The 26,378-nt window shown below is 72.0% G+C and carries 20 protein-coding genes; 14 read left to right on the top strand and 6 right to left on the bottom strand.

Annotated features, from left to right (window positions below; genetic code table 11):
• Positions 1 to 14: 14 nt before the first annotated feature.
• Together ACF053_RS24230 and ACF053_RS24225 are read right to left on the bottom strand one after the other, a co-directional pair.
• Positions 15 to 806, bottom strand: coding sequence for an MIP/aquaporin family protein (locus ACF053_RS24230; RefSeq protein WP_391955871.1), 792 nt, complete (start codon positions 804 to 806; stop codon positions 15 to 17).
• Positions 807 to 1,279: 473 nt separating this feature from the next.
• Positions 1,280 to 2,044, bottom strand: a complete 765-nt coding sequence (locus tag ACF053_RS24225) for an IclR family transcriptional regulator (protein WP_058941645.1) — start codon at positions 2,042 to 2,044, stop codon at positions 1,280 to 1,282.
• Between the two features lie 242 nt (positions 2,045 to 2,286).
• Between ACF053_RS24225 and metH the strand changes: the two genes are divergently transcribed.
• The 4 genes from metH (at position 2,287) to ACF053_RS24205 (ending at position 10,362) form a co-directional block, all read left to right on the top strand.
• The gene (metH, locus tag ACF053_RS24220; RefSeq protein ID WP_391955870.1) at positions 2,287 to 5,799 is read left to right on the top strand and encodes a methionine synthase; all 3,513 of its coding nucleotides are present in this window, start codon (positions 2,287 to 2,289) and stop codon (positions 5,797 to 5,799) included.
• A 148-nt stretch (positions 5,800 to 5,947) separates the two neighbouring features.
• A complete protein-coding gene (locus ACF053_RS24215; RefSeq protein WP_391955869.1) occupies positions 5,948 to 6,649 on the top strand; it encodes an HAD family hydrolase in 702 nt (233 codons plus the stop codon).
• A 480-nt stretch (positions 6,650 to 7,129) separates the two neighbouring features.
• Entirely contained in the window at positions 7,130 to 8,734 is a 1,605-nt protein-coding gene (locus ACF053_RS24210; RefSeq protein ID WP_391955868.1) for an ABC transporter substrate-binding protein, read from the top strand.
• 38 nt (positions 8,735 to 8,772) lie between these two features.
• Positions 8,773 to 10,362, top strand: coding sequence for an ABC transporter substrate-binding protein (locus ACF053_RS24205; protein ID WP_391955867.1), 1,590 nt, complete (start codon positions 8,773 to 8,775; stop codon positions 10,360 to 10,362).
• 184 nt (positions 10,363 to 10,546) lie between these two features.
• On the opposite strand, the gene ACF053_RS24200 is transcribed toward ACF053_RS24205, so the two are convergent.
• On the bottom strand, positions 10,547 to 11,218 hold the full coding sequence (locus tag ACF053_RS24200) for a response regulator (protein WP_058941650.1): 672 nt from the start codon (positions 11,216 to 11,218) through the stop codon (positions 10,547 to 10,549).
• Between the two features lie 9 nt (positions 11,219 to 11,227).
• Entirely contained in the window at positions 11,228 to 12,088 is an 861-nt protein-coding gene (locus tag ACF053_RS24195; RefSeq protein WP_391955866.1) for a RecB family exonuclease, read from the bottom strand.
• 121 nt (positions 12,089 to 12,209) lie between these two features.
• On the opposite strand from ACF053_RS24195, the gene ACF053_RS24190 reads away from it, so the two are divergent.
• The 3 genes from ACF053_RS24190 (at position 12,210) to ACF053_RS24180 (ending at position 15,462) form a co-directional block, all read left to right on the top strand.
• Complete coding sequence (locus ACF053_RS24190) at positions 12,210 to 13,466, top strand: site-2 protease family protein (protein ID WP_058941652.1); 1,257 nt, start codon at positions 12,210 to 12,212, stop codon at positions 13,464 to 13,466.
• 310 nt (positions 13,467 to 13,776) lie between these two features.
• Entirely contained in the window at positions 13,777 to 14,664 is an 888-nt protein-coding gene (locus ACF053_RS24185; RefSeq protein WP_391955865.1) for a tRNA (adenine-N1)-methyltransferase, read from the top strand.
• A 225-nt stretch (positions 14,665 to 14,889) separates the two neighbouring features.
• The gene (locus tag ACF053_RS24180; protein WP_391955864.1) at positions 14,890 to 15,462 is read left to right on the top strand and encodes a hypothetical protein; all 573 of its coding nucleotides are present in this window, start codon (positions 14,890 to 14,892) and stop codon (positions 15,460 to 15,462) included.
• Positions 15,463 to 15,466: 4 nt separating this feature from the next.
• On the opposite strand, the gene ACF053_RS24175 is transcribed toward ACF053_RS24180, so the two are convergent.
• Complete coding sequence (locus tag ACF053_RS24175) at positions 15,467 to 15,778, bottom strand: ferredoxin (RefSeq protein ID WP_058941655.1); 312 nt, start codon at positions 15,776 to 15,778, stop codon at positions 15,467 to 15,469.
• Between the two features lie 254 nt (positions 15,779 to 16,032).
• On the opposite strand from ACF053_RS24175, the gene arc reads away from it, so the two are divergent.
• The 5 genes from arc (at position 16,033) to prcA (ending at position 21,869) form a co-directional block, all read left to right on the top strand.
• Positions 16,033 to 17,799 (top strand): proteasome ATPase, encoded by a 1,767-nt coding sequence (gene arc, locus ACF053_RS24170; protein WP_391955863.1) that lies wholly within the window; start codon positions 16,033 to 16,035, stop codon positions 17,797 to 17,799.
• 261 nt (positions 17,800 to 18,060) lie between these two features.
• Positions 18,061 to 19,572 (top strand): depupylase/deamidase Dop, encoded by a 1,512-nt coding sequence (gene dop / locus ACF053_RS24165; protein WP_391955862.1) that lies wholly within the window; start codon positions 18,061 to 18,063, stop codon positions 19,570 to 19,572.
• A 142-nt stretch (positions 19,573 to 19,714) separates the two neighbouring features.
• Complete coding sequence (locus ACF053_RS24160; protein ID WP_391955861.1) at positions 19,715 to 19,933, top strand: ubiquitin-like protein Pup; 219 nt, start codon at positions 19,715 to 19,717, stop codon at positions 19,931 to 19,933.
• Between the two features lie 284 nt (positions 19,934 to 20,217).
• Entirely contained in the window at positions 20,218 to 21,066 is an 849-nt protein-coding gene (prcB, locus tag ACF053_RS24155; RefSeq protein WP_391955860.1) for a proteasome subunit beta, read from the top strand.
• A gap of 35 nt (positions 21,067 to 21,101) precedes the next feature.
• Positions 21,102 to 21,869, top strand: a complete 768-nt coding sequence (gene prcA, locus ACF053_RS24150) for a proteasome subunit alpha (protein WP_391955859.1) — start codon at positions 21,102 to 21,104, stop codon at positions 21,867 to 21,869.
• 553 nt (positions 21,870 to 22,422) lie between these two features.
• Here prcA and ACF053_RS24145 read toward each other — a convergent pair.
• Complete coding sequence (locus ACF053_RS24145; protein ID WP_391955983.1) at positions 22,423 to 23,448, bottom strand: LacI family DNA-binding transcriptional regulator; 1,026 nt, start codon at positions 23,446 to 23,448, stop codon at positions 22,423 to 22,425.
• 154 nt (positions 23,449 to 23,602) lie between these two features.
• On the opposite strand from ACF053_RS24145, the gene ACF053_RS24140 reads away from it, so the two are divergent.
• Both ACF053_RS24140 and pafA read left to right on the top strand, forming a co-directional pair.
• Entirely contained in the window at positions 23,603 to 24,886 is a 1,284-nt protein-coding gene (locus ACF053_RS24140; RefSeq protein WP_391955858.1) for an MFS transporter, read from the top strand.
• A gap of 9 nt (positions 24,887 to 24,895) precedes the next feature.
• On the top strand, positions 24,896 to 26,257 hold the full coding sequence (gene pafA, locus ACF053_RS24135; protein ID WP_391955857.1) for a Pup--protein ligase: 1,362 nt from the start codon (positions 24,896 to 24,898) through the stop codon (positions 26,255 to 26,257).
• Positions 26,258 to 26,378: the final 121 nt, after the last annotated feature.

Here is a 26,378-nt window from a genome sequence, read left to right as displayed (position 1 = left end):
GTGAGAAGGACGGCTCAGGCGAACGCGATGGTGTAGATACCCGCGGCGAGGGCTCCGCCGATCAGCGGGCCGACGACGGGGATCCAGGCGTAGCCCCAGTCGGAGCCGCCCTTGTTCGGCAGCGGGAGCAGGGCGTGCACGATGCGCGGTCCGAGGTCACGGGCCGGGTTGATGGCGTAACCGGTCGGGCCGCCGAGCGAGAGGCCGATGGAGACCACGACGAGCGCGACCATCAGCCCGCCGAGGGCGCCGAGGCCCTTGCCGCTGTCGTTGAGGCCCTGCGTGAGGACCGCGAGGACCAGCACGACGGTGCCGAGGACCTCGGTGGCCAGGTTCTGCCAGACGTTGCGGATCTCGGGGCCGGTGGAGAAGACACCGAGCACGGGGCCGGCCTTGGCGGCGGACCCGCCGTGGGGGCCCTCGATCGCCTTGTCGGCCGGGTCGCCCACGATCTCGCGGTCCGTGAGGTGCGCGTGGAACTGCCCGTAGTAGGCGACCCACACCAGCGCCGCGCCGATCACGGCGCCGAGGAGCTGGCCCGCGAAGTAGACCGGGACGTTGTTCCAGTCCCCGTCCTTGACCGCGATGCCGACCGTGACGGCGGGGTTGAGGTGGGCGCCGGAGAGCGAGCCCGTCATGTAGACGGCGGTCAGGACCGCGAAGCCCCACCCGAAGGTGATGGCCAGCCAGCCGGCGTTCTGCGCCTTGGAGCGCTTCAGCGTGACGGCGGCGCACACGCCACCGCCGAGCAGGATGAGTACGGCGGTACCAATGATCTCGCCGATGAAGATGTCGGAGCTGGACACCCGCGACTCCTTTGTCCTTCGTCCAGGGGAAGGCGAACCCCGGGTCCCTCCGGTGGTCCGCGCCCTCGGGTGAGGGCGGTGCCGGCCTCCTGGCGTTGTCACACTCTAGCGCGTCATTCCGGTAGGTGTTCGACAATGCCGACCGATGGACGGCAGTTTTGCCCCCGGGTGAATTCCGCGTCAAGGGTTCGCGCCCGAGAGACCCGATCGTTACCGCAGGCCGGCGCGCGCGGCACGGTCACGACCGGCGTGTGGGGGGGCGCGGCGGGCGGACCGGCCCGGGGCGGCCGACCGCCGCGGGAGCCCGTACGAGGGGCCCCGGAGGGTACTCCCGGCGGCCCGCGGCAGCCCGCGGCGGCCCGGGGGTGCGGACGAGGGCGTGCCCACCCGGCCGCGTGCGTACGGCGGGCCCCGGCGGGCGCCCCGCGGCCGGGCCCGGCACGCGTCCACGGCGGACGGGGCGGCCCGCGGGGTCAGAAGCGGCCGGCGCCCAGGTCGCGCGAGACGGCGCGGGCGCACTCGCGCACCGCCGCCACCAGTTCCGACCGCAGCTCGCCGGCGGCGCACACGCGCTCCACGGCCCCGGTGATCGCCACGGCCCCGACGGGCATCCGCCGCCGGTCGTGGATCGGCGCCGCGACCGAGGCGACGCCCTCCCAGGTCTCCTCCACGTCCGCGGCCCAGCCACGCGCCCGCGTCAGGTCCAGGAGCTCCTCGAAGTCCTCCAGGCCCGTCACCGTCCGGGGGGTGAACGCCTTGCGCTCCACCTCCATCGCCTCGCTGTGCGCGACGGGGTCGTACGCGGACAGGACCTTGCCGAGCGCCGTGGAGTGCAGCGGCTGCATGGCGCCGACCTCCAGCACCTGCCGGCTGTCGTCGGGGCGGAAGACGTGGTGGATGACGAGCACCCCGTGCTGGTGGAGCACGCCCAGGTGCACGCTCTCCCCGCTGGAGCGGGCCAGGTCGTCCGTCCAGACCAGCGCCCGGGCCCGCAGCTCGTGCACGTCGAGGTAGCTGTTGCCGAGCCGCAGCAGCTCGGCGCCGAGCTGGTACCGTCCCGACGCCGCGTCCTGCTCCACGAAGCCCTCCGACTGGAGGGTGCGCAGGATGCCGTGGGCCGTGCCCTTCGCCAGGCCGAGTGACGAGGCGATGTCGGAGAGACCCAGCCGGCGCTCCCCGCCCGCGAGCAGGCGCAGCATCGCCGCCGCCCGCTCCAGCGACTGGATGTTCTTCGCCATCCCCGCCCTGCTCCTTCACTCCGTGGTTCGACAATGCTGAACACTATCGGTCGTTGCCGACCCGCGGCCACATCCTGGGACGCCTCCCCGCGCCGACCGGCCGGACCTCGACCCCGCCAAGCATGCCGTCCGCCACGTGGGACGCCGTGTCCGCCCCGGGGGAGGGGCGGTTACGCTGACGACGTGCGCCTCCCCGACGGGGGCGCAAAGCCGACAGCCGTCGCACTCCAGGGAGCACCTCCATGGCCTCGTTGCCGACCCCGTCCCCCTCGTCCGCCGCCGGTGACCGCGCGGCCGCACTCCGCGAGGCGCTCGCCACCCGCGTGGTCGTCGCCGACGGAGCCATGGGCACGATGCTCCAGGCGCAGGAGCCCACCCTCGACGACTTCGAGAACCTCGAGGGCTGCAACGAGATCCTCAACCTCACCCGGCCCGACATCGTCCGTTCGGTCCACGACGCCTACTTCGCCGTCGGCGTCGACTGCGTCGAGACGAACACCTTCGGCGCCAACCACTCCGCGCTCGGCGAGTACGACATCGCCCACCGCGTGTACGAGCTGTCCGAGGCAGGCGCCCGCATCGCCCGCGAGGTCGCCGACGAGTACACCGCCGCGGGCGGGGGCCCGCGCTGGGTCCTCGGCTCCATGGGCCCGGGCACCAAGCTGCCCACCCTGGGCCACGCCCCGTACACGGTCCTGCGCGACGCCTACCAGAGCAACGCCGAGGGCCTGGTCGCCGGCGGCTCCGACGCCCTGCTCGTGGAGACCACCCAGGACCTCCTCCAGACCAAGGCCGCCGTCCTCGGCGCCCGCCGCGCCCTCGAGGCGCTCGGCGCCGACGTGCCGCTCATCGTCTCCGTCACCGTCGAGACCACCGGCACCATGCTGCTCGGCTCGGAGATCGGCGCCGCGCTCACCGCGCTGGAGCCGCTCGGCATCGACATGATCGGCCTGAACTGCGCCACCGGCCCCGCCGAGATGAGCGAGCACCTGCGCTACCTCGCCCGCCACTCGCGCGTCCCCCTCTCCTGCATGCCCAACGCCGGGCTGCCCGTCCTCGGCAAGGACGGCGCCCACTACCCCCTCACCGCGCCGGAGCTGGCCGACGCCCAGGAGGGCTTCGTCCGCGAGTACGGGCTGTCGCTCGTCGGCGGCTGCTGCGGCACCACCCCCGAGCACCTGCGCCAGGTCGTCGAACGCGTGCGCGGCATCACGCCCGCGCCCCGCGACCCGCGCCCCGAGCCCGGCGCTGCCTCCCTCTACCAGACCGTGCCGTTCCGCCAGGACACCTCCTACCTCGCCATCGGCGAGCGGACCAACGCCAACGGCTCCAAGAAGTTCCGCGAGGCCATGCTGGAGGGCCGCTGGGACGACTGCGTCGAGATGGCCCGGGACCAGATCCGCGAGGGCGCCCACATGCTCGACCTGTGCGTCGACTACGTGGGCCGCGACGGCGTCGCCGACATGGAGGAGCTGGCCGGCCGCTTCGCCACCGCCTCCACCCTCCCCGTCGTCCTGGACTCCACCGAGGTGGACGTCCTGCGCGCCGGTCTGGAGAAGCTCGGCGGCCGCGCCGTCATCAACTCCGTCAACTACGAGGACGGCGACGGGCCCGAGTCCCGCTTCGCTCAGGTCACCGCCCTCGCCCGGGAGCACGGCGCCGCCCTCATCGCCCTCACCATCGACGAGGAGGGCCAGGCCCGCACGGTGGAGAAGAAGGTCGAGATCGCCGAGCGGCTCATCGCCGACCTCACCGGCAACTGGGGCATCCACGAGGAGGACATCCTCGTCGACTGCCTCACCTTCACCATCTGCACCGGCCAGGAGGAGTCCCGCAAGGACGGCGTCGCCACCATCGAGGCGATCCGGGAGCTCAAGCGCCGCCGCCCCGCCGTGCAGACCACCCTCGGCCTGTCCAACATCTCCTTCGGCCTCAACCCGGCCGCCCGCATCCTGCTCAACTCCGTCTTCCTCGACGAGTGCGTGAAGGCCGGCCTCGACTCCGCGATCGTGCACGCCAGCAAGATCCTGCCGATCGCGCGCTTCTCCGAGGAGGAGGTCCGCACCGCCCTGGACCTCGTGTACGACCGCCGCGCCGAGGGCTACGACCCGCTCCAGAAGCTCATGCAGCTGTTCGAGGGGGCCACCGCGAAGTCCCTCAAGGCCGGCAGGGCCGAGGAACTGGCCGCCCTCCCGCTGGACGAACGCCTCAAGCGCCGCATCATCGACGGCGAGAAGAACGGCCTGGAGGCCGACCTCGACGAGGCCCTGACGACCCGCAAGGCCCTCGACATCGTCAACGACACCCTCCTGGACGGCATGAAGGTCGTCGGCGAGCTGTTCGGCTCCGGCCAGATGCAGCTGCCCTTCGTCCTCCAGTCGGCCGAGGTGATGAAGACGGCCGTCGCCTACCTCGAACCGCACATGGAGAAGACGGACGACGACGGCAAGGGCACCATCGTGCTGGCCACCGTCCGCGGCGACGTCCACGACATCGGCAAGAACCTCGTCGACATCATCCTGTCGAACAACGGCTACAACGTCGTCAACCTCGGCATCAAGCAGCCCGTCTCCGCCATCCTCGAAGCGGCCGAGGAGCACCGCGCGGACGTCATCGGGATGTCCGGGCTCCTCGTCAAGTCGACCGTGATCATGAAGGAGAACCTGGAGGAGCTCAACCAGCGCGAGCTCGCCGCCAAGTACCCCGTGATCCTCGGTGGCGCCGCCCTCACCCGCGCCTACGTCGAGCAGGACCTCCACGAGATCTACCAGGGCGAGGTCCGCTACGCCCGGGACGCCTTCGAGGGCCTGCGCCTGATGGACGCCCTCATCGCCGTCAAGCGCGGCGTCCCCGGCGCCGCGCTCCCCGAACTCCGGCAGCGCCGCGTGCGCCCCGCGGTCACCGTCGAGGAGCGCGAGCCCGAGCCCGGCGTGCGCTCCGACGTCGCCACCGACAACCCGGTCCCCGAGCCGCCCTTCCGGGGCACCCGCGTGATCAAGGGCATCCAGCTGAAGGAGTACGCCGGCTGGCTCGACGAGGGCGCGCTCTTCAAGGGCCAGTGGGGCCTGAAGCAGAACCGCACCGGCGAGGGTCCCTCGTACGAGGAGCTGGTGGAGACCGAGGGCAGGCCCCGGCTGCGCGGCTGGCTCGAGCAGCTCCACACGCGCAACCTCCTGGAGGCGGCCGTGGTGTACGGCTACTTCCCCTGCGTCTCCAAGGGGGACGACCTGATCGTCCTCGACGAGGCGGGCAACGAGCGCACCCGCTTCACCTTCCCGCGCCAGCGCCGCGGCCGCCGCCTGTGCCTCGCCGACTTCTTCCGGCCGGAGGAGTCCGGCGAGACCGACGTCGTCGGCTTCCAGGTCGTCACCGTCGGCTCCCGCATCGGCGAGGCCACCGCCGAGCTGTTCGCCGCCGACGCCTACCGCGACTACCTGGAGCTGCACGGGCTGTCCGTCCAGCTCGCCGAGGCCCTCGCCGAGTACTGGCACGGCCGGGTCCGCGCGGAGCTCGGCTTCGGCGGCGAGGACCCGGCGGACGTGGAGGACATGTTCGCGCTCAAGTACCGCGGCGCCCGGTTCTCCCTCGGCTACGGCGCCTGTCCCGACCTGGAGGACCGCGCCAAGATCGCCGACCTGCTGCGGCCCGAGCGGATCGGCGTCCACCTCTCCGAGGAGTTCCAGCTGCACCCCGAGCAGTCGACGGACGCCATCGTCCTGCACCACCCGGAGGCGAAGTACTTCAACGCCCGCTGACCCGCCAGGGCGCGCCGCAGCGTGACGGCGGCGCGCCGGGGCGTCACGACGTACACTGGTCGGTCCAGCGCAGGCCGGTCGCTTTTCCACCACCGGGGGTTCCCGGCGGGGAGGCGGCCGGCCTTCTCGTCCCCTTGGAGGTGTGCCGATGACCAGTACGGTCCCCGCGTCCCTGACCCGAACGGCCGACGGTGCCGCGCTGCAGGCGGTCTTCCTGGACATGGACGGCACGCTCGTCGACACCGAGGGCTTCTGGTGGGACGTGGAGGTCGGTGTCTTCGCCGACCTCGGCCACGAGCTGGACGAGTCCTGGCGCGACATCGTCGTCGGCGGCCCCATGACCCGCAGCGCGGGGTACCTCATCGAGGCCACCGGCGCCGACGTCACCCTCCCGGAGCTCACCACGCTCCTCAACGACCGCTTCGAGGAGCGCATCGACGGCGGCGTCCCCCTCATGCCGGGCGCCGCGCGGCTGCTGGCCGAGCTCACCGAGCACGCCGTCCCCACCGCCCTGGTCTCCGCCTCCCACCGCCGCATCATCGACCGGGTGCTGCGCACCCTCGGCGCCGAGCACTTCACCCTCACCGTGGCCGGCGACGAGGTGCCCCGGACCAAGCCGCACCCGGACCCCTACCTGCTGGCCGCCCGGCGGGTGGGCGCGGACCCGGCGAGATGCGCCGTCATCGAGGACACCTCCACCGGTGTGGCCGCCGCCGAGGCCGCGGGCTGCCGCGTCGTCGCCGTCCCGTCGCTGGCCCCGATCGCCCCCGCCGACGGGCGCGTCGTCGTCGGTTCCCTCGAAGAAGTCGACCTCCGCTTCCTGCGCGCACTGATCACCGGACGACACTGACCCGCCCACCGTGCGTGGCTCACCGAATATCGGAAAAACTCTCGGCGTCGGAGCGTGCATTTTCCGTAACGGGGTGGAAAACCGCCCAACGTGACCTTGGTCACCCAGCGTGCCGCCGTCCCGGTGCCCGCAACGCCGCGCATGCCTGGATCGGACCGCTTCGAACGTGCCCATGTGTCCGCATTCATGAGTGCGTGTACGAATCATTCCGGCGTTTTCCCGCCCCCCGCATTCGGTTCGAAGATCGAATTCTGATGACGCCTCAACTCCGGTCGGGTCGGGCATTACAGGGCGATGCCACTAATCTTTGCGCCGAGCCCTTCGCCGCACCCACCCCGTGCCGCGGCCGCCACCACGCAGCCGTGACCACGGGGTCGATCGTGCGCACACCCGGCCCGATCGCCCCGCCCCACAGGGCGCCCGCGGCAGGGGCTCCGCACACCGCCTCACCCCCGTGCCGGACCAGGAGTACGTCCCCCCATGAACCGCAAGACCTTGGTGCTGCCGGCCGTCGTCGGCCTGCTGGCCTCCCCCCTCCTCGCCGCCTGCGGGAGTGAGACGGCCGGCAACGGCGGAGGCAACGCCATCGTCGTCGGCACCACCGACCAGTTCACCGCCACCGAGGACGCCCCGGCACCCTTCGACCCGGCCTACGCGTACGACACCGGCGTGTGGAACGTGCTCCGCCAGACCGTCCAGACGCTCATGCACATGCCGCGCGGCGGCGGGCGCCCGGTCCCCGAGGCCGCGTCCCAGTGCCAGTTCACCGACAACGCCAGCGAGAGCTACCGCTGCACCCTGCGCGAGGACCTGACCTTCGCCGACGGCGCGCCCGTCACCGCGCAGGACGTGAAGTTCTCCATCGAGCGCGTCCTGGCCATCAAGTCCGACAACGGCGCCGCGGGCCTCCTGTCCAACATCGACACCATCGAGACCAAGGGCCCCCGCGAGGTCGTCTTCCACCTGAAGACGCCCGACGCCACCTTCCCGTACAAGCTCTCCACGCCCGTCGCCGGCATCGTCCCCAGCGACAAGTACGAGGCCGGCGCCCTCCGCGAGGGCTTCCAGGTCGACGGCTCCGGGCCGTACACGATGAAGCCCGAGGTCCGCGACGGCCGCCTCGTCGACGTCGTCTTCACCAGGAACCCGCGCTACAAGGGCGACATCAAGCTCCGCAACGACAGCGTCGAGCTGCGCCCCTTCGAGGACGCCGAGGCCATGGGCCGGGCCCTGCGCGCCGGCGACATCGACATGATGGCCCGCACCCTCGAACCCGAGCAGATCAAGAAGCTCGACGAGGAGCCGGAGGAGGGCGTCAAGCTCACCGAGGTGCCCGGCCTGGAGATCCGCTACCTCGCCTTCAACACCCAGGCCCCCGCCGTCAAGGACAAGGCCGTCCGCCAGGCCATGGCCGCCCTCGTCGACCGCAGCCGGATCGCGCAGACGGTCTACGGCCCCACGGCCACGCCGCTCTACTCGCTGATCCCGTCGACGATCGCCGGCCACTCCAACTCGTTCTTCAACAAGTACGGCGAGCCCAGCCGCGCCAAGGCCGCCGGCCTCCTGCGCGACGCGGACATCGACACCCCGGTCAAGCTGACCCTGCACTACACCAGCGACCACTACGGGACCGCCACCGCCAAGGAGTTCGCCGCCCTGCGCGACCAGCTCAACGGCAGCGGGCTCTTCGACGTGACGGTCGAGGGCGTCGAGTGGTCCACCTTCCGGCCCGCCCAGAAGCGGGGCGACTACGCGGTCTACGGACTCGGCTGGTTCCCCGACTTCCCGGACCCGGACAACTACATCGCGCCGTTCCTCGACGCCGACAACTTCCTCAACACCCCCTACGTCAGCACGGAGGCGCGGGAACGGCTCATCCCCGCCTCCCGCCGCGCAGCGGACCGCGCCGCCGCCGCACCCGCCTTCCAGCGCCTCCAGGACATCGTCGCCGACGACGTCCCGGTCCTCCCGCTCTGGCAGGGCAAGCAGTACGTCGCCTCCCGCGACACCCTCACCGGCGTCGAATGGGCCCTCAACACCTCCTCGGACCTCCAGCTCTGGGAGCTCGGCCGAGGAACCGCCTGACCCCTGCTGTACCGAAGAGATCCAGAGGCAAGGTTCCAGTGAAGGCACACAACAAGTGGCTGACGGCCCCGCTCGCCGCGGGGCTGGCCGCCGCCACGCTCAGCGGCTGCGGCACCGACAAGGACGCCGGTTCCGGTGACGGCGCCGGGGCGATCGTCGTCGGCATGTCCGAGGAGGTCCTGGCGACCGACCCGGCCACCGGCTACGACCCCGGCTCCTGGCTGCTGTTCAACAACGTCTTCCAGTCCCTGCTCAGCTTCCCCAAGGGCGCCACCACGCCCCAGCCGGAGGCCGCCGAGAGCTGCGAGTTCGAGAAGGGCGCCAGCAGGGTGTACCGCTGCACCCTGCGCGAGGGCCTGAAGTTCAGCAACGGAAACCCGCTCACCGCCGAGGACGTCAAGTTCTCCTTCGAGCGCGTCCTGAAGATCGACGACGAGAACGGCCCCGGGCCGCTGCTCTCGACGCTCGACAAGATCGAGACGCCCGACGACCGGACGGTCGTCTTCACGCTGAAGGTGCCCGACGCCACCTTCCCCAGCAAGATCGCTTCCGGTGCCGGCTCCATCGTCGACCACCGCGAGTACCCGGCCGACTCCCTGCGCACCGACGGCAAGGCCGTGGGCTCCGGCCCCTACCGGCTGGACTCCTTCGGCGACACGGAGGCCGCCTTCTCGGTCAACCCGGAGTACAAGGGCACCGCCAAGGTCAAGAACGACGGCGTCAGGCTGAAGTTCTACCAGGGCGACCGCAAGGCCCTCGCCGACGGCCTGATCAAGGGCGACGTCGACGTCGCCTACCGCGGCCTGGCCGCCGCCGACATCAAGGCCCTCAACGGCTCCCCGACGGCCGGCCAGAAGGGCATCGAGGTCATCGAGGGCTCCAGCGCCGAGGTCCAGCACCTGGTCTTCAACATGCAGGACCCGGTCGCCGGCAAGCTCGGCGTCCGCAAGGCCATCGCCCACCTCGTCGACCGTGACGCCCTGGTGCAGAACGTGTACGAGTCCACGGCGACGCCGCTCTACTCGATCGTCCCCGCCGGCATCCTCGGCCACAACACCGCCTTCTTCGACCGCTACGGCGACCGCCCGCAGCCCGAGAAGGCGAAGGCGGCGCTGAAGGAGGAGGGCATCAAGGGCAAGGTCAAGATCACCCTCTACTCCACGCCCAGCCGCTACGGCCCGGGCACGGACGAGCAGCTGAAGGCCATCGCACAGCAGCTCAACGACAGCGGGCTGTTCGAGGCCGAGATGAAGTCCGTCGAGTACGACCAGTACGAGAAGGACATCAAGGCCGGCAAGTACGGCGTCTACATCAAGGGCTGGGTCCCGGACTACCCGGACCCGGACAACTTCACCCAGCCGTTCTTCGGCGAGGGCAACGTCCTCGACAACCACTACGAGAACAACAAGATCACCGGCAAGATCATCCCGGACACCGCCGCGGCCGCCGACCGCAGCGCCGCCCAGGACGACTTCGGCCGGCTGCAGAACCTCGTCGCCGACGACGTCCCGCTCCTCCCGCTGTGGCAGGCCAAGCAGTACGCCGTCGCGCACAACACCATCACCGGTCTGGAGTGGACCCTCGACGCGTCCACGGTCTTCCGCTTCTGGGAGATCAAGAAGGGCTGACCCCCGCCCGCCGCGACCCCGCCCGCAGCGCGCCGCCGCCCCCGTGGAGCACCCACGGGGGCGGCGGCGCGCCCACGGTCCCGCCGGCCGCGCACGACGTGCGGCCCGCGGCCCGCCGCGCGGTCGTACCCGCGCGGCGGTCGTACCCCGCGTGGCGGTCGTACCCGCGCGGCGGTCGGCCGGACTACTGCGCGCCCGGCCGCACCAGGCCGCTCTCGTACGCGTACACCGCCGCCTGCACCCGATCGCGCAGACCCAGCTTCGTCAGCACGTGGCCCACGTGGGTCTTCACGGTCGTCTCCGACACGAACAGGTCCGCCGCGATCTCCGCGTTCGACAGGCCGCGCGCGACCAGCTTCAACACCTCGACCTCGCGGTCGGTGAGGGTGTTCAGGGCGTCCGGCACCGGCTCGTCGCCCGACGGCAGGTGGTCGGCGTACTTGTCCAGCAGCCGCCGCGTGATGCTCGGCGCCAGCATCGCCTCACCGGCCGCCACCACCCGGATCGCCTGCACCAGCTCGTTCGCCGGGGCGTCCTTCAGCAGGAACCCGCTCGCCCCCGCGCGCAGCGCCTCGACCACGTACTCGTCGAGGTCGAACGTCGTCAGCACGAGCACCTTCGCCGGCCCGTCCCGCCCCGGCCCGGTGACCTGGCGGGTGGCCTCCACCCCGTCCATCCGCGGCATGCGGATGTCCATCAGCACCACGTCCGGTTGGAGCGCGCGCACCTGGTCGAGTGCCTGGAGGCCGTCACCGGCCTCACCCACGACCGCGATGTCCTGCTCGGCCTCCAGGATCATCCGGAAGCCGGTGCGCAGCAGCGGCTGGTCGTCGACCAATAGGACGCGGATGGCCACGGGTACTCCTCACGGGATAGCTGGTCCCGGCCCATTCTGCCCCGAGCGGGGCGGCGGGACGGGCAGGGGGTAGACCGGGGGAGTCCCGCCGAACTCGGGGCAGAACGCCTGGTGGTCGCACCACCCGCACAGCTTGGTCCGCCGCGGCCGCCAGTCGCCCGTCTCCGTCGCCGTGCGGATCGCGTCCCACAGGGCCAGCAGCTTGCGCTCCACCCGCCGCAGGTCGGTCATCACCGGGTCGTACGTCACCACGTCGCCGCTGCCGAGGTACACCAGCTGGAGGCGGCGGGGGACCACCCCCTTCAGCCGCCACACCACCAGCGCGTAGAAGGTCATCTGGAACAGCGCGCCCTCGCCGTACTCCGGCCGGGGGGCCTTGCCCGTCTTGTAGTCGACGATCCGCACCTCACCGGACGGGGCCACGTCGATCCGGTCGATCACCCCGCGCAGCCGCAGCCCCGACTCCAGCTCCGTCTCCACCATGAGCTCCCGCTCCGCCGGCTCCAGCCGCGTCGGGTCCTCCAGCGTGAACCACCGCTCGACGAGCTCCTCCGCCTCCCCGAGCCAGCGCGCCAGCCGCTCGCCGTCGGCGTCGTCCTCGAACAGCGTGCCCAGCTCCGGCCGCGACTCCAGCAGCCGGTCCCACTGCCCCGGCACCATCGCACGGGCCCGCGGAGCCGTCCGCTCCACGGCCGGGTCGTCGAAGAGCCGCTCCAGCACCGCGTGCACCAGCGTGCCCCGCGTCGCCGCCGGGCTCGGCTTCTCCGGCAGCCTGTCGATCACCCGGAACCGGTACAGCAACGGGCACTGCATGAAGTCACCGGCACGGGAGGGCGAGAGCGAGGCGGGCGGCTGGGGAGCGGAGGTCATGACGAAGACCCTACGGCCCGCCACGGACATCCGGCGGCATACCATCGACGGCAGACCACCACACACTGCATGATCGAGAGAGAAGCACCCCGCAGCGCACCCTCCACCCCGAAGGGAACCCGTGAACCAGGACGACGAGAGCGGCGACGGCACGCGCCCCCGGTCCGACACGGCCCGCACCCCCCGCCGCCCCGCCGGGCGGCGACGCGGCGACGAGCCGGGCGGCGGCCTGCTCATGGGCCGGGTCTTCGGGGTCCCCGTCTACGTGGCTCCGAGCTGGTTCCTCGTCGCGGCGCTGATCACCTGGGTCTTCGGCGGGCAACTGGACCGCGTCCTGCCGGAGCTGGGGAACGTCCGGTACCTCGTCTCGCTCTTCTTCGCCGTCGCCTTCTACGGTTCGGTGCTCGTCCACGAGCTGGCCCACACGGTCGCCGCCCTCCGCTTCAAGCTGCCGGTCCGCCGCATCCAGCTCCAGTTCTTCGGAGGCGTCTCCGAGATCGAGAAGGAGACCGAGACCCCGGGCCGGGAGTTCGTCCTCGCCTTCGTCGGGCCCCTCCTCTCCCTGGTCCTCGCCGGTGTCTTCTACGCCGGGATGTCGGCCGTCGAGCCCGGTACGGTCCCCGGCGTCCTCCTCGCCGGACTGATGATCTCCAACCTGCTCGTCGCCGCCTTCAACCTCCTGCCGGGCCTCCCGCTCGACGGCGGGCGCATGCTCCGCGCGGTCGTCTGGAAGATCACGGGTCGCCCCATGAGCGGGACGGTCGCCGCCGCCTGGGCCGGCCGGGCCCTCGCGGTGGCCGTCCTGATCGGCCTCCCCCTGCTCACCCACACGGGCGCCCTGGGCAACGCCGCGGACGAGCTCAGCGGCATGGACACCGTCATGGACGCCCTGCTCGCCGCGATCCTCGCCGCGATCATCTGGACCGGCGCCGGCAACAGCCTGCGCATGGCCCGCCTGCGCGAACGCCTCCCCGACCTGCGGACCCGCGCGCTGACCCGGCGCGCCGTCCCCGTCAGCTCCGACACCCCCCTCAGCGAGGCCCTGCGCCGGGCCAACGACGCCGGCGCCCGCGCCCTCGTCATCGTCGACGGCCAGGGCGAGCCGACCGCCCTCGTCCGGGAGGCCGCCATAGTCGGCGTCCCGCAGCACCGGCGGCCGTGGGTCGCCGTGAGCGGACTGGCGCAGGACCTCACCGACGGCATGCGCGTCCCCGCCGACCTCTCCGGCGAGGCACTGCTCGAACGCCTCCGCGAGACGCCCGCCACGGAGTACCTCGTCGTCGAGGACACCGGCGAGGTGTACGGAGTGCTCTCCACCGCCGACGTCGAGCGCGCCTTCGTCCAGGCGATGGCCCGCCCGGGCAGCGGGCCCCGCTAGGGCCTGTCTTTCGGATCGTGCCGGGCTCGTGGTGTCCGGCACCGCGCCCCGCCGCGTCGTCGTCGGTCGCCCATGCTCCGCGGTGACTCCCTCCTCCGCCCTGCGATCCACGGCACCGGACCCCGCCCCCCGATCCGGCCTGATCCAGAGGACAGGCCCCAGCCGCGCCCGTCGGACCCGGTCGGGCCTGCCCGCTCTCCGGACGGGACCCGGGGGTCCCGACCGGCCGGGCGGCCGCGTCGGGAGGGGCGCCGGGCGCGCGCCCGGCACCGTGGTCGGGCCGCCCGCCACCGACGGGTACCCTGGTCACATGTCCGAACCGACCGGTGCCGCCCGCCGTCGCGGGCCCTTCAAGGTCGGGGACCAGGTCCAGCTCACCGACCCCAAGGGACGCCACTACACGTTCACGCTCGAGGCCGGGAAGAACTTCCACACCCACAAGGGTTCCTTCCCGCACGACGAGCTGATCGGCGCCCCCGAGGGCAGTGTTGTCCGTACCACGGGAAACGTCGCCTACCTCGCGCTGCGCCCCCTGCTCCCCGACTACGTCCTGTCCATGCCCCGTGGGGCCGCAGTCGTCTACCCGAAGGACGCGGGCCAGATCCTCGCCTTCGCCGACATCTTCCCCGGCGCCCGCGTCGTGGAGGCCGGTGTCGGCTCCGGCTCGCTCAGCAGCTTCCTGCTGCGCGCCGTCGGCGACAGCGGCATGCTCCACTCCTACGAGCGCCGCGAGGACTTCGCGGAGATCGCCAAGGCGAACGTGGAGCGCTACTTCGGCGGTCCCCACCCGGCCTGGCAGCTCACCGTCGGCGACCTCCAGGACAACCTGACCGACGCCGACGTCGACCGCGTCATCCTGGACATGCTCGCCCCGTGGGAGTGCCTGGAGGCCGTCTCCAAGGCGCTGGTGCCCGGTGGCATCCTCTGCTGCTACGTCGCGACGACGACCCAGCTGGCCCGGACCGTGGAGTCCATCCGCGAGATCGGCTGCTACGCCGAGCCGCAGCCGTGGGAGTCGATGATCCGCAACTGGCACGTCGAGGGCCTGGCCGTCCGGCCGGACCACCGCATGATCGGCCACACCGGATTCCTCGTCACCGCCCGCCGCCTCGCGGACGGCGTGGAGCCCCCCATGCGCCGCCGCCGCCCCGCCAAGGGCGCCTACGGCGAGGACTACGAGGGCCCCAACAAGGGCTGACGCCCCGCAACACCACGACGCCGCCGCCAGGTTCCCTTACACGCACGGGGAACTCCGCGGCGGCGTCGCCGCGTTCCCCCGCGGGGGACCGCCCCCGTGCGGCCCCGCCCCGCCACCCGCCGCACGGACCCCCGCGGTTCCCGCCGGGTGTGACGTGTGGCACGATGCTGGGCACTCCACCGGCCACGCGCCACCGCCACCGCACGACCACAGGAGACGCTCCGCGTGCAGACCTCCGCCGCCCCGGACCTCGCGCACACCCACGCCCGCCCGACCCACTGGCTCGCGACCGCGACCGCCATGGCCGGCGTCGTCGCGCTCGCCGCCCTGGCACAGCCGGCGCCCGCCGTCGCGACGCTTCCCGCCGCGGGTACCGGGACCGCCGTGGGGGCGGTCGCCCCCGCGCCGGACGCGAAGTCCGCCACGTACCCGCTGACGTGCGCCGGAGCCCCCACCGCCGTCGCCCGGACGGTCACCGGGGACCTCGACGGGGACGGCCGGCCGGAGACGGTCGCCGCGGCCCACTGCCAGGCGGGCTCGGGCACCCCGCCGCACGGCCTGTTCGTGCTGACCACGGGCCGGGAGGCCGGCGCCCCCCGCGTCGTGGCCACGCTCCTCGACCCCGCGGACGGCCGCACGGTCGGTGCGCTCGCCGTACGCGACGGCCTCGTCACGGCGACCCTGCTCGGCTACTCCTCCACCGACGTGCCGCGCTGCTGCCCCGACGAGCGGGAGGCGGTCGAATGGCGGTGGAGCGGAGGGACGTTCCTGCGCGCCACGGCCACCGCCGGTCGCTGACCCGTCACTCGGCGTCCGGACCGTACACCTCGACCCTGTCCGAAACCCGCCGTACGTGGATGCAGTCGCCCGGGCACTCCTTGGCGGAGTCCACCACGTCCCGCAGCAGGGGCAGCGGCACCGGGGTCGTCGCGCCCGGCTCCTGGAGCAGCTCGTCGTCGGAACTCTTGACGTAGGCCAGGCCGTCGATGTCGAGCTCGAACACCTCGGGGGCGTACTGCACGCAGATCCCGTCGCCGGTACAGAGATCCTGGTCGATCCAGACCTCCAGAGCCTCTCCGGCGGCCGTGGTGGGAGCCTCGTGCTGCGCGGTCATATGCCCTGCCGTTTCCTGCGTCGGGTGATGCTTCGTCGGTTAAGTCCGGCCCGCCCTGACGGGTGTTGGCCACAGACGACGATACAACCGGCCGCTTTCCGATGTTGATGGGTGGGTATTCCCTTGACGTCGGGGAGAGCGCAAGGGTGAAGATCGGACACACCTCGAGAGTCTTTGTGATCTAGGGGTTTCAATCATCACCCACGCAGGTAGGGTCTGGAAGCGTCCAGCTCCCCTTGGAGGAGGTGAGGACCGTGGCAGCCCACGACGACGACATCAACCGCGGCATCCGGCCGGGGCGAGGGTCTGATGACCCCGCCGGTCAGGTTGCCTATCTCGAGCAGGAAATCGCCGTCCTGCGACGTAAGCTCGCCGACTCTCCGCGCCACACGAGGATTCTCGAGGAGCGGATCGTCGAGCTGCAGACCAACCTGGCCGGCGTGTCCGCGCAGAACGAGCGGCTCGCCAACACGCTCCGCGAGGCCCGCGACCAGATCGTGGCCCTCAAGGAGGAGGTCGACCGCCTCGCCCAGCCACCGGCCGGCTTCGGCGTCTTCCTGCAGGCCAACGAGGACGGCACGTGCGACATCTTCACCGGGGGCCGCAAGCTCCGGGTGAACGTGAGCCCCGGCATCGAGCTCGAGGAGCTCAGGCGGGGCCAGGAAGTCATGCTCAACGAAGCGCTCAACGTGGTCGAGGCCATGGCGTTCGAGCGCGCCGGGGACATCGTCACCCTCAAGGAGATCCTGGAGGACGGCGAGCGCGCCCTGGTCATCGGCCACACCGACGAGGAGCGAGTGGTCAGGCTCGCCGAGCCCCTGCTGGACGTCACCATCCGGCCCGGCGACGCGCTGCTGCTCGAGCCCCGTTCCGGCTACGTGTACGAGGTCATCCCGAAGAGCGAGGTCGAGGAGCTCGTCCTCGAAGAGGTGCCGGACGTCGACTACGACAAGATCGGCGGTCTGGGGAACCAGATCGAGCTGATCCGCGACGCGGTCGAGCTCCCGTACCTCTACCCCGACCTCTTCAAGGAGCACGAGCTGCGGCCGCCCAAGGGCATCCTGCTCTACGGCCCGCCCGGGTGCGGCAAGACGCTCATCGCCAAGGCGGTGGCCAACTCCCTTGCCAAGAAGGTCGCGGAGGTCACCGGACAGCCCGCCGGCAAGAGCTACTTCCTCAACATCAAGGGCCCGGAGCTCCTCAACAAGTACGTCGGCGAGACAGAGCGGCACATCCGCCTCGTCTTCCAGCGCGCGCGGGAGAAGGCGTCCGAGGGCACGCCCGTCATCGTCTTCTTCGACGAGATGGAGTCCCTCTTCCGCACCCGTGGCTCCGGTGTCAGCTCGGACGTGGAGAACACCATCGTCCCGCAGCTGCTCGCGGAGATCGACGGTGTCGAGGGGCTCGAGAACGTCATCGTGATCGGCGCCTCGAACCGCGAGGACATGATCGACCCGGCGATCCTCCGGCCCGGCCGGCTGGACGTGAAGATCAAGATCGAGCGTCCGGACGCCGAGGCCGCCAAGGACATCTTCGCCAAGTACCTCACCCCGTCGCTGCCGCTGCACGCGGACGACCTCACCGAGCACAACGGCTCCAAGGACGCCGCGGCACACGCCATGATCCAGTCGGTCGTGGAGCAGATGTACGCGGAATCCGAGGAGAACCGGTTCCTCGAGGTCACCTACGCGAACGGCGACAAGGAAGTCCTGTACTTCAAGGACTTCAATTCCGGCGCGATGATCCAGAACATCGTCGACCGGGCGAAGAAGATGGCCATCAAGGCCTATCTGGACCACAACCAGAAGGGCATCCGCGTCTCCCACCTCCTCCAGGCGTGCGTGGACGAGTTCAAGGAGAACGAGGACCTGCCCAACACCACCAACCCGGACGACTGGGCCCGGATCTCCGGCAAGAAGGGCGAGCGGATCGTCTTCATCCGCACCCTCGTCACCGGAAAGCAGGGCGCCGACACCGGTCGGTCCATCGACACGGTGGCGAACACCGGGCAGTACCTGTAAGACCGCGCAGTACCGGCTGCGGATGTCCCGGGACCCCGTGAGGGGGTGGGCGTCCGCAGCCGGCCGCGTTCCGAGGGGCCCGCCACGGACGGACCACACCGGAGCAATGACGCAATCGATCTCCCCCCGGGCGCGAAGGCGCTCTAGGCTCTTCCGTACCGCCGAATCGCGCAGTGCGGGGTCGGGCACCGCACACGCATCGGAGAACCGGTACTCGAGCGCCGTTCCCGCGGGGGGACGCCGCCGGGCAAGGAGGGCCGCATGACCGTACGGCGAGTAATGGGCATCGAGACGGAGTACGGGATCTCCGTCCCCGGCCACCCGAACGCCAATGCCATGCTCACCTCGTCCCAGATCGTCAACGCCTACGCGGCGGCGATGCACCGGGCGCGCCGCGCCCGCTGGGACTTCGAGGAGGAGAACCCGCTGCGGGACGCCCGCGGCTTCGACCTCGCCCGCGAGGCCGCCGACTCCAGCCAGCTCACCGACGAGGACATCGGCCTCGCCAACGTCATCCTGACCAACGGCGCCCGGCTCTACGTGGACCACGCCCACCCGGAGTACAGCGCCCCGGAGGTCACCAACCCCCGCGACGCCGTCCTGTGGGACAAGGCCGGCGAGCGGATCATGGCCGAGGCGGCCGAGAAGGCCGGCCTGCTGCCGGGCGCCCAGCCGATCCACCTGTACAAGAACAACACCGACAACAAGGGCGCCTCCTACGGCACGCACGAGAACTACCTGATGAAGCGGGAGACCCCCTTCTCGGACATCGTGCGCCACCTCACGCCGTTCTTCGTCTCGCGCCAGGTCGTCACGGGCGCGGGGCGCGTCGGCATCGGCCAGGACGGCCAGGAGCACGGCTTCCAGATCAGCCAGCGCGCGGACTACTTCGAGGTCGAGGTCGGCCTGGAGACGACACTCAAACGGCCCATCATCAACACCCGGGACGAGCCGCACGCCGACGCCGAGAAGTACCGCCGCCTCCACGTGATCATCGGCGACGCGAACCTCTCGGAGATCTCGACGTACCTGAAGCTCGGCACGACGGCCCTGGTCCTGTCGATGATCGAGGACGGCTTCATCACCGTCGACCTCGCCGTCGACCAGCCCGTGCGCACGCTCCACCAGGTCTCGCACGACCCGACGCTCCAGCGGCTGGTCACGCTGCGCAGCGGCCGCACGCTCACCGCGGTCCAGCTCCAGATGGAGTACTACGAGCTGGCGCGGAAGTACGTCGAGAACCGCTTCGGCGCGGACGCGGACGAGCAGACCAAGGACGTGCTGGCCCGCTGGGAGGACGTCCTCGGCCGGCTGGAGAACGACCCGATGAGCCTCGCCGGGGAGCTGGACTGGGTGGCGAAGCTGGAGCTCATGGAGGGGTACCGGCGCCGCGACCGGCTCGACTGGGACGCCCCCCGCCTGCACCTGGTGGACCTCCAGTACGCCGACGTGCGCCCCGAGAAGGGCCTGTACAACCGCCTGGCGGCCCGCGGGCGCATGAAGCGCCTGCTGGACGAGTCGGAGGTGGAGCGGGCCGAGAAGCAGCCCCCGGAGGACACCCGGGCCTACTTCCGGGGCCGCTGCCTGGAGCAGTACGCGGACGACGTCGCGGCGGCCTCCTGGGACTCGGTGATCTTCGACCTGCCGGGGCGGGACTCCCTCCAGCGGGTGCCCACCCTGGAGCCGCTGCGGGGTACCCGGGAGCACGTCAAGGACCTCCTGGACCGGTGCCGCACGGCCGAGGAGCTGGTCCGGGTCCTTTCGGGCGGCTGAGGAGGGCTTCAGGGGGCCGCCGTGGGGAATCATGGAAGTGGCCCCCTGGACGTCGAGAAAGACAGGGCCGATGTCAGACCGGGCTTGTAGGGTCTGATCTTGAGACACCTGACCAAGCGGGCAACCGAGCGGGGTGAGGGACATGGCGACCAAGGACACCGGCGGCGGGCAGCAGAAGGCCACGCGCTCCACGGAGGAGGTCGAGGAGCAGGCGCCCGAGGCGCAGTCCTCGGAGGACCTCAAGGAGCGCCACGAGAAGCTCAGTGACGACGTCGACTCCGTCCTGGACGAGATCGACGACGTCCTGGAGGAGAACGCCGAGGACTTCGTGCGTTCCTTCGTGCAGAAGGGCGGCGAGTAACCGCCCCTCCCCTTCGATTCGATGATCATGGGGGCGGGCGTCCGGCCCGTTCGACGCAGCGCTGCTCGCGGCGGAGTCGTCTCCGTCCGCGAGCAGCCCGCGTAGGGCGCGGGCGCCGACCGCCGCGCAGGCCGCGCGCGGCGGGGCCGTCACCCGTGTGGATGATCGTCACAGGCCGGGTAAGGTCCGTGGCGTACCGTGCTTCAACCGCAATTCGGCCATCGGAGAGCCGGGAGACCTCCCGGCACCGCGGGCCGGGCTGCCACCAACCTGGAGGGGAACTCGTGGAAGCCAACACTCGCAGCACCGGGCGTCTACCAGCTGCCTTCCTGACGCCCGGCTCCTCGTCCTTCATGGACTTCCTGAGCGAGCAGTCACCGGAGCTGCTGCCGGGACGTCGGACGCTGCCGGTCGTACAGGGCGCCATCGAGGTGCCGCACGGCACGACGATCGTCGCGGCCACCTTCCCCGGCGGTGTGGTCCTGGCCGGTGACCGGCGGGCCACCATGGGGAACATGATCGCCCAGCGCGACATCGAGAAGGTCTTCCCGGCCGACGAGTACTCGGCCGTGGGCATCGCCGGCACGGCCGGCCTGGCCGTGGAGATGGTCAAGCTCTTCCAGCTGGAGCTGGAGCACTTCGAGAAGGTCGAGGGCGCCCAGCTCTCCCTGGAGGGCAAGGCCAACCGGCTCTCCACGATGATCCGAGGCAACCTCGGCATGGCCATGCAGGGCCTCGCCGTCGTCCCGCTCTTCGCCGGCTGGGACGTCGACCGGGAGAAGGGGCGCATCTTCTCCTACGACGTCACCGGCGGACGCTCCGAGGAGCACGTCGGGTACGCGGCGACGGGCTCCGGCTCGCTCTTCGCCCGCGGGTCGATGAAGAAGCTGTACCGCGAGGACCTCACCGAGCAGCAGGCCGTGACGCTGGTCGTGCAGGCGCTGTACGACGCGGCCGACGACGACTCGGCGACGGGCGGGCCCGACATGGCCCGCCGGATCTTCCCGATCGTCACGGTGATCACGGAGGACGGGTTCCGCCGGCTCACGGACGCGGAGGGGGCCGACGTGGCCCGTGCCGTCCTGGAGCGCCGCATGGAACACCCGGACGGCCCCCGCGCCGAGCTGCTCTGATGAACCCGCCACTGACAGAAAGGGACGGATAGCCGGTGTCGACGCCGTTCTATGTCTCACCCCAGCAGGCCATGGCCGACCGGGCGGAGTACGCCCGGAAGGGGATCGCCCGGGGCCGCAGCCTTGTCGTGATGCAGTACGCCGACGGCATCGTCTTCGTCGGGGAGAACCCGTCCCGCGCACTGCACAAGTTCAGCGAGATCTACGACCGGATCGGCTTCGCCGCGGCCGGCAAGTACAACGAGTACGAGAACCTCCGCATCGGCGGCGTCCGCTACGCCGACCTGCGCGGCTACACCTACGACCGGGACGACGTGACGGCCCGCGGCCTGGCGAACGTCTACGCGCAGACGCTCGGCACGATCTTCTCCAGCGCGGGGGAGAAGCCGTACGAGGTGGAGCTGGTCGTCGCCGAGGTGGGCACGTCCCCCGAGGGTGACCAGATCTACCGTCTGCCGCACGACGGGTCGATCGTCGACGAGCACGGGTCGGTCGCCGTCGGGGGCAACGCCGAGCAGATCAGCGGTTTCCTGGACCAGCGGCACCGCGACGGGATGTCCCTGGCGGAGGCGCTGAAGCTCGCCGTACAGGCGCTGTCCCGGGACACCAACGGCACCGAGCGGGAGATCCCCGCCGAGCGGCTGGAGGTGGCGGTGCTGGACCGGACGCGGCCGCAGTCGCGGAAGTTCAAGCGGATCGTGGGCCGGCAGCTGGCGCGGCTGCTGGCGGCGCAGGAGCCGGCGACGGCCCCGACGGACGCCGCCGGTGACGAGTCGGAGGGCCCCGAGGCCCCGCAGGAGTAGGAGCCCGCCCCGGCGCGCCCGCACGAACGCCCCGGTCCGCCCGCGAGGGAGGGCCGGGGCGCCGTCGTGTGCGCGGACGGCGGGGTCCCCGGCCGGGGTACGGCGCGGGGCGCGGGGCGGGGTCGGCTCCCCGCGGGGGGCGGGGCCCGGCGTGAGTCGCCTGTCGCGCTGCGCAGGCCGGGTGTGACCTGCCTGCCGCGCTCCGCGGGCGGGGCGTGACCTGCCTGCCGTACGCCGCGGGGCCGGGGGTGGGCTGCCTGCCGTACGGCGCGGGGCCGGGGCCGGGGCCGGTTTCCCGCGGGGGGCGGGGCCCGGCGTGAGTCGCCTGTCGCGCTCCGCAGGCCGGGCGTGAGCCGCCTGCCGCACGCCACGGGGCCGGGGGTGAGTCGCCTGCCGCGCCCCGCGGGGCCTCCACCCGGGCGGTTCGACGGACGCAACCGCGCCGTGCCCGACCTCCTCGCCCGGGGCCCCCGGGCCGGGCGGCAGCCGGCGTGAGCCGCCCGGGGCCCCGGGCGCCCCGGCCTGGTCCCGTGCGACGTCGACGCGGGCGTGGTCAGGTGGGCGGTGGGGCCGTGGAGGCGCGCACCCGGAGGGTGACGGGGAGGTCGGCGGCATCGGGCGTGCGGCCGTCCAGGACGGCGAGGAGGGCCTCCATGCCGCGCTCGCCGACCCGTTCGGCCGGGAGGGCGACGGTGGTCAGCTCCGGTTCGACGGCGGTCGCGAGGGCCAGGTCGTCGAACCCGGTGACGGAGACGTCCTCGGGGACGCGCAGGCCCAGGCGCCGTACGGCCTTGCAGGCGCCCGCGGCGATGAGGTCGTCGTCGCAGACCAGCGCGGTGGGCCGGGTGCCGGGCCCGGCGAGGGCCCGGGCGGCGGCCTCGCAGGCGCCCGCCACCTCCAGGGGGGCGGGCACGGTGCGGACCTCCACGTCCGGACGGACGGCGAGGGCCGAGGCCACGGCCCCCGCCCGGACGTCGAAGGTCCAGGAGGGAACCGCCGACGCCAGGTGCACGAAGCGGCGGTGGCCGAGGGCGAGCAGATGGTCCGTCACCTGCCGCATGCCGTCGGCGATGTCGAGGTTCACCTGGGCCGCGGAGCCGGGGTCCGCGGGATCGCTGTCGAGCATGACGAGCGGCAGGTCGGTGCCGCGGAACGCGGCGAGGGCGCCGGTGGCCATGGACGAGGCGATGACGCCGTCCAGTGAGGCGCGGGCCGAGGCGAACGGGTCCCTGGCGGGGCCCACGCCCTCGGGCGAGGGGTAGAGGACGACGCCGAAGTCGTGACGGGCGGCGACGGCGGCGGCACCGGTGTAGACGCGGGCGAAGAACTCGTTGGTGAGGGCGGGGACGACGAGGAGCGCGGTCCGGGTGCGGCCCAGGCGCAGGTTCCGGGCGGCGAGGTTGGGCCGGTACCCGAGCCGACCGGCGGCGTCGCGGACCAGGCCTGCGGTGCGCTCGGAGACGCGGCCGCGCCACTTGTCGCCGAGGACCAGGGAGACGGTCGCCTGCGAGACGCCGGCCTCCCGGGCGACGTCCCGGCTGGTGGGGCGGGTCCCGCCGAGCGGTTCGGGGGCCTTCACTCGCTTCCGCCTCCGTACGGTGCGCGTGACCGCGCCGGGGGTGCGGGCGGTCACCGTGGTGCCCGGGGTGGACCCCCGGCTGTCCGACATGGTACGTATGACGGGACGACGTTATACGTAAAACCTCGGCATGAGGCCGGGGGGAGGAGCAGGCATGGGCGCGGCAGGCGGCGGATACGCCGACATCTTCAGGGCTCCGCACGTCGTGCGGCTGCTCGTCGGCACGCTGGTCGGCAGGCTGCCCAACGGCACGGCCCACATCGCCATCGCCCTGTTCACCCGCGCCGAGGGCGGCAGCTACACGCTGGCCGGCGCCCTGGCCGCCGTGTACGGCCTCGCCACCGCCGCCGGGCAGCCGCTGCTGGGCCGCGCCGTCGACCTGTACGGCCAGCCGCGCGTACAGCTCCCCGCCGTGGTGGTCTCGGCGCTGGGCATGGCGTGGCTCGCCCTGGCCGGCACCGCCTCGCTGCCGGTGGCGTTCACGGCGGTGGTCGTGGCCGGGTTCTTCACCCCGCCCCTGGAGGGCGGGCTGCGGGCGCTCTGGCCGACCGTCCTCGGCCGGGGCGACCGGGTGCACCGGGCGTACGCGCTCGACGCCGTGGCGCAGGAGGTGATGTACACGGTCGGTCCGCTGCTGGTGACGCTGCTGGTGTGGCTCTGGTCGCCCGCCGCCGCGCTGCTCGTGATCAACGTCGCCGGTGTGGCGGGCGCCCTGGCGGTGGTCTCCTCGGCGCCGTCGCGTGCCTGGCGGTCCGAGCCGCGCGAGGCGCACTGGCTGGGCGCGCTGCGCTCGCGCGGGCTGCTGGCGCTGCTCGGCGCGTTCTTCTTCGTCGGCCTGGCGATGGGCTCCATCACGGTCGCCGCGCTGGCCTACGCGGACGGACACGGCGGCGACGGTGTGTACGGCCTGCTGATGGCCGCCCTCGGCCTCGGCGCGCTCGCCGGCGGCGTGGTGTACGGGGCCCGGCCCTGGGCGGGCGCGCCCGAGGCCCGGCTGCGGGTCCTGGTCGGCCTGCTGGCCCTGGGGTACCTGCCCCTCGTCCTCGTGCCGGACGTCGCGGCGATGACGGTGCTGGCCGCCGTGGCGGGCGTGTTCCTCGCGCCGGCCATCGCCTGCGCGTTCCTCGTCGTGGACCGGCACGCGCTGCGGGGGACGGTGACGGAGGCGTTCTCGTGGCTGGTGACCACCTTCGGTGTCGGCGCCGCGCTGGGATCCGCGGCGGCCGGCCCCGCGGTGGAGCTCGCGGGCGTGCCGTACGGGTTCGGGGTGGCCGGCGCCGGGGGAGCCGCGGCACTGCTGGTGCTGATGGCGACCCGGCGGGTCCTCGCCGCCGCGCCGCATTCCGGGCGTCCGGCCGTCGAAACCCCCGCGCACGTATCGGAAAATGATCGGAACGGTACCGTCGAACCCGGTTTCAGCACGGGCCGTCAGGCGTAATGTTCCTTCATGGACCGCCGCATTTTCGGGCTGGAGAACGAGTACGGCGTCACGTGCACGTTCAGGGGACAGCGCCGACTGTCTCCTGACGAAGTGGCGCGCTACCTCTTCCGCCGTGTCGTGTCATGGGGCCGCAGCAGCAACGTCTTCCTGCGGAACGGCGCCCGCCTCTACCTCGACGTGGGATCGCATCCGGAATACGCGACGCCGGAATGCGACAACGTGACCGAGCTGGTCACGCACGACAAGGCGGGCGAGCGCATTCTCGAAGGCCTTCTCGTGGACGCCGAACGCCGCCTGCACGAGGAGGGCATCGCGGGCGACGTCTACCTCTTCAAGAACAACACCGACTCGGCCGGGAACTCCTACGGCTGCCACGAGAACTACCTCGTCGCGCGGCACGGGGAGTTCTCGCGGCTCGCGGACATCCTCATCCCGTTCCTCGTCACCCGCCAGCTGCTGTGCGGCGCGGGCAAGGTGCTCCAGACCCCGCGCGGCGCCGTGTACTGCGTGAGCCAGCGGGCCGAGCACATCTGGGAGGGGGTCAGCTCCGCGACGACCCGCTCCCGCCCCATCATCAACACGCGCGACGAGCCGCACGCGGACGCCGAGCGCTACCGCCGCCTGCACGTCATCGTCGGCGACTCGAACATGTCGGAGACGACGATGCTGCTCAAGGTCGGCGCCACCGACCTCGTGCTGCGGATGATCGAGGCGGGCACCGTCATGCGGGACCTCACCCTGGAGAACCCGATCCGGGCGATCCGCGAGGTCAGCCACGACATCACCGGCCAGCGCAAGGTCCGCCTGGCGAACGGACGCGAGGCATCCGCCCTGGAGGTGCAGCGCGAGTACTACGAGAAGGCCGTCGACTTCGTCGACCGGCGCGGCATCCGCACCGGCACGGTCGCGCAGGTCCTGGAGCTGTGGGGGCGCACGCTCGACGCGATCGAGGCGGAGGACCTCGACCGCATCGGCACCGAGATCGACTGGGTCATGAAGTACAAGCTGCTGGAGCGGTACCGCGCCAAGCACAACATGACCATGTCGAACCCGCGCATCGCGCAGATAGACCTCGCCTACCACGACATCCACCGCCGGCGGGGGCTGTACTACCTGCTGGAGAAGAAGGGCCAGGCCGCCCGGATCTGCAACGACCTGAAGATCTTCGAGGGCAAGTCGGTGCCCCCGCAGACCACCCGGGCGAGGCTGCGCGGCGACTTCATCCGCCGCGCGCAGGAGCAGCGCCGGGACTTCACGGTGGACTGGGTCCACCTGAAGCTGAACGACCAGGCGCAGCGCACGGTCCTGTGCAAGGACCCCTTCCGGTCGGTCGACGACCGCGTGGAGAAGCTCATCGCCGGCATGTGAGCGCCCCGGCGCCCGCCGGTCCCCGGGCCCCGCACCGGACCACCGGTGCGGGGCCCGGGCGCGTCCGGCCCCGCCCGCGAGGGCGCCCGGGCCGCTCCCGCGCCCACCCGCCCCCGGCCGG

It is taken from the genome of Streptomyces kanasensis (genome assembly GCF_043077165.1).
Lineage (GTDB): Bacteria > Actinomycetota > Actinomycetes > Streptomycetales > Streptomycetaceae > Streptomyces > Streptomyces changanensis.
Note: the sequence above shows the minus strand (reverse complement) of the source record. Positions and strands in the feature narration are given on the sequence as shown.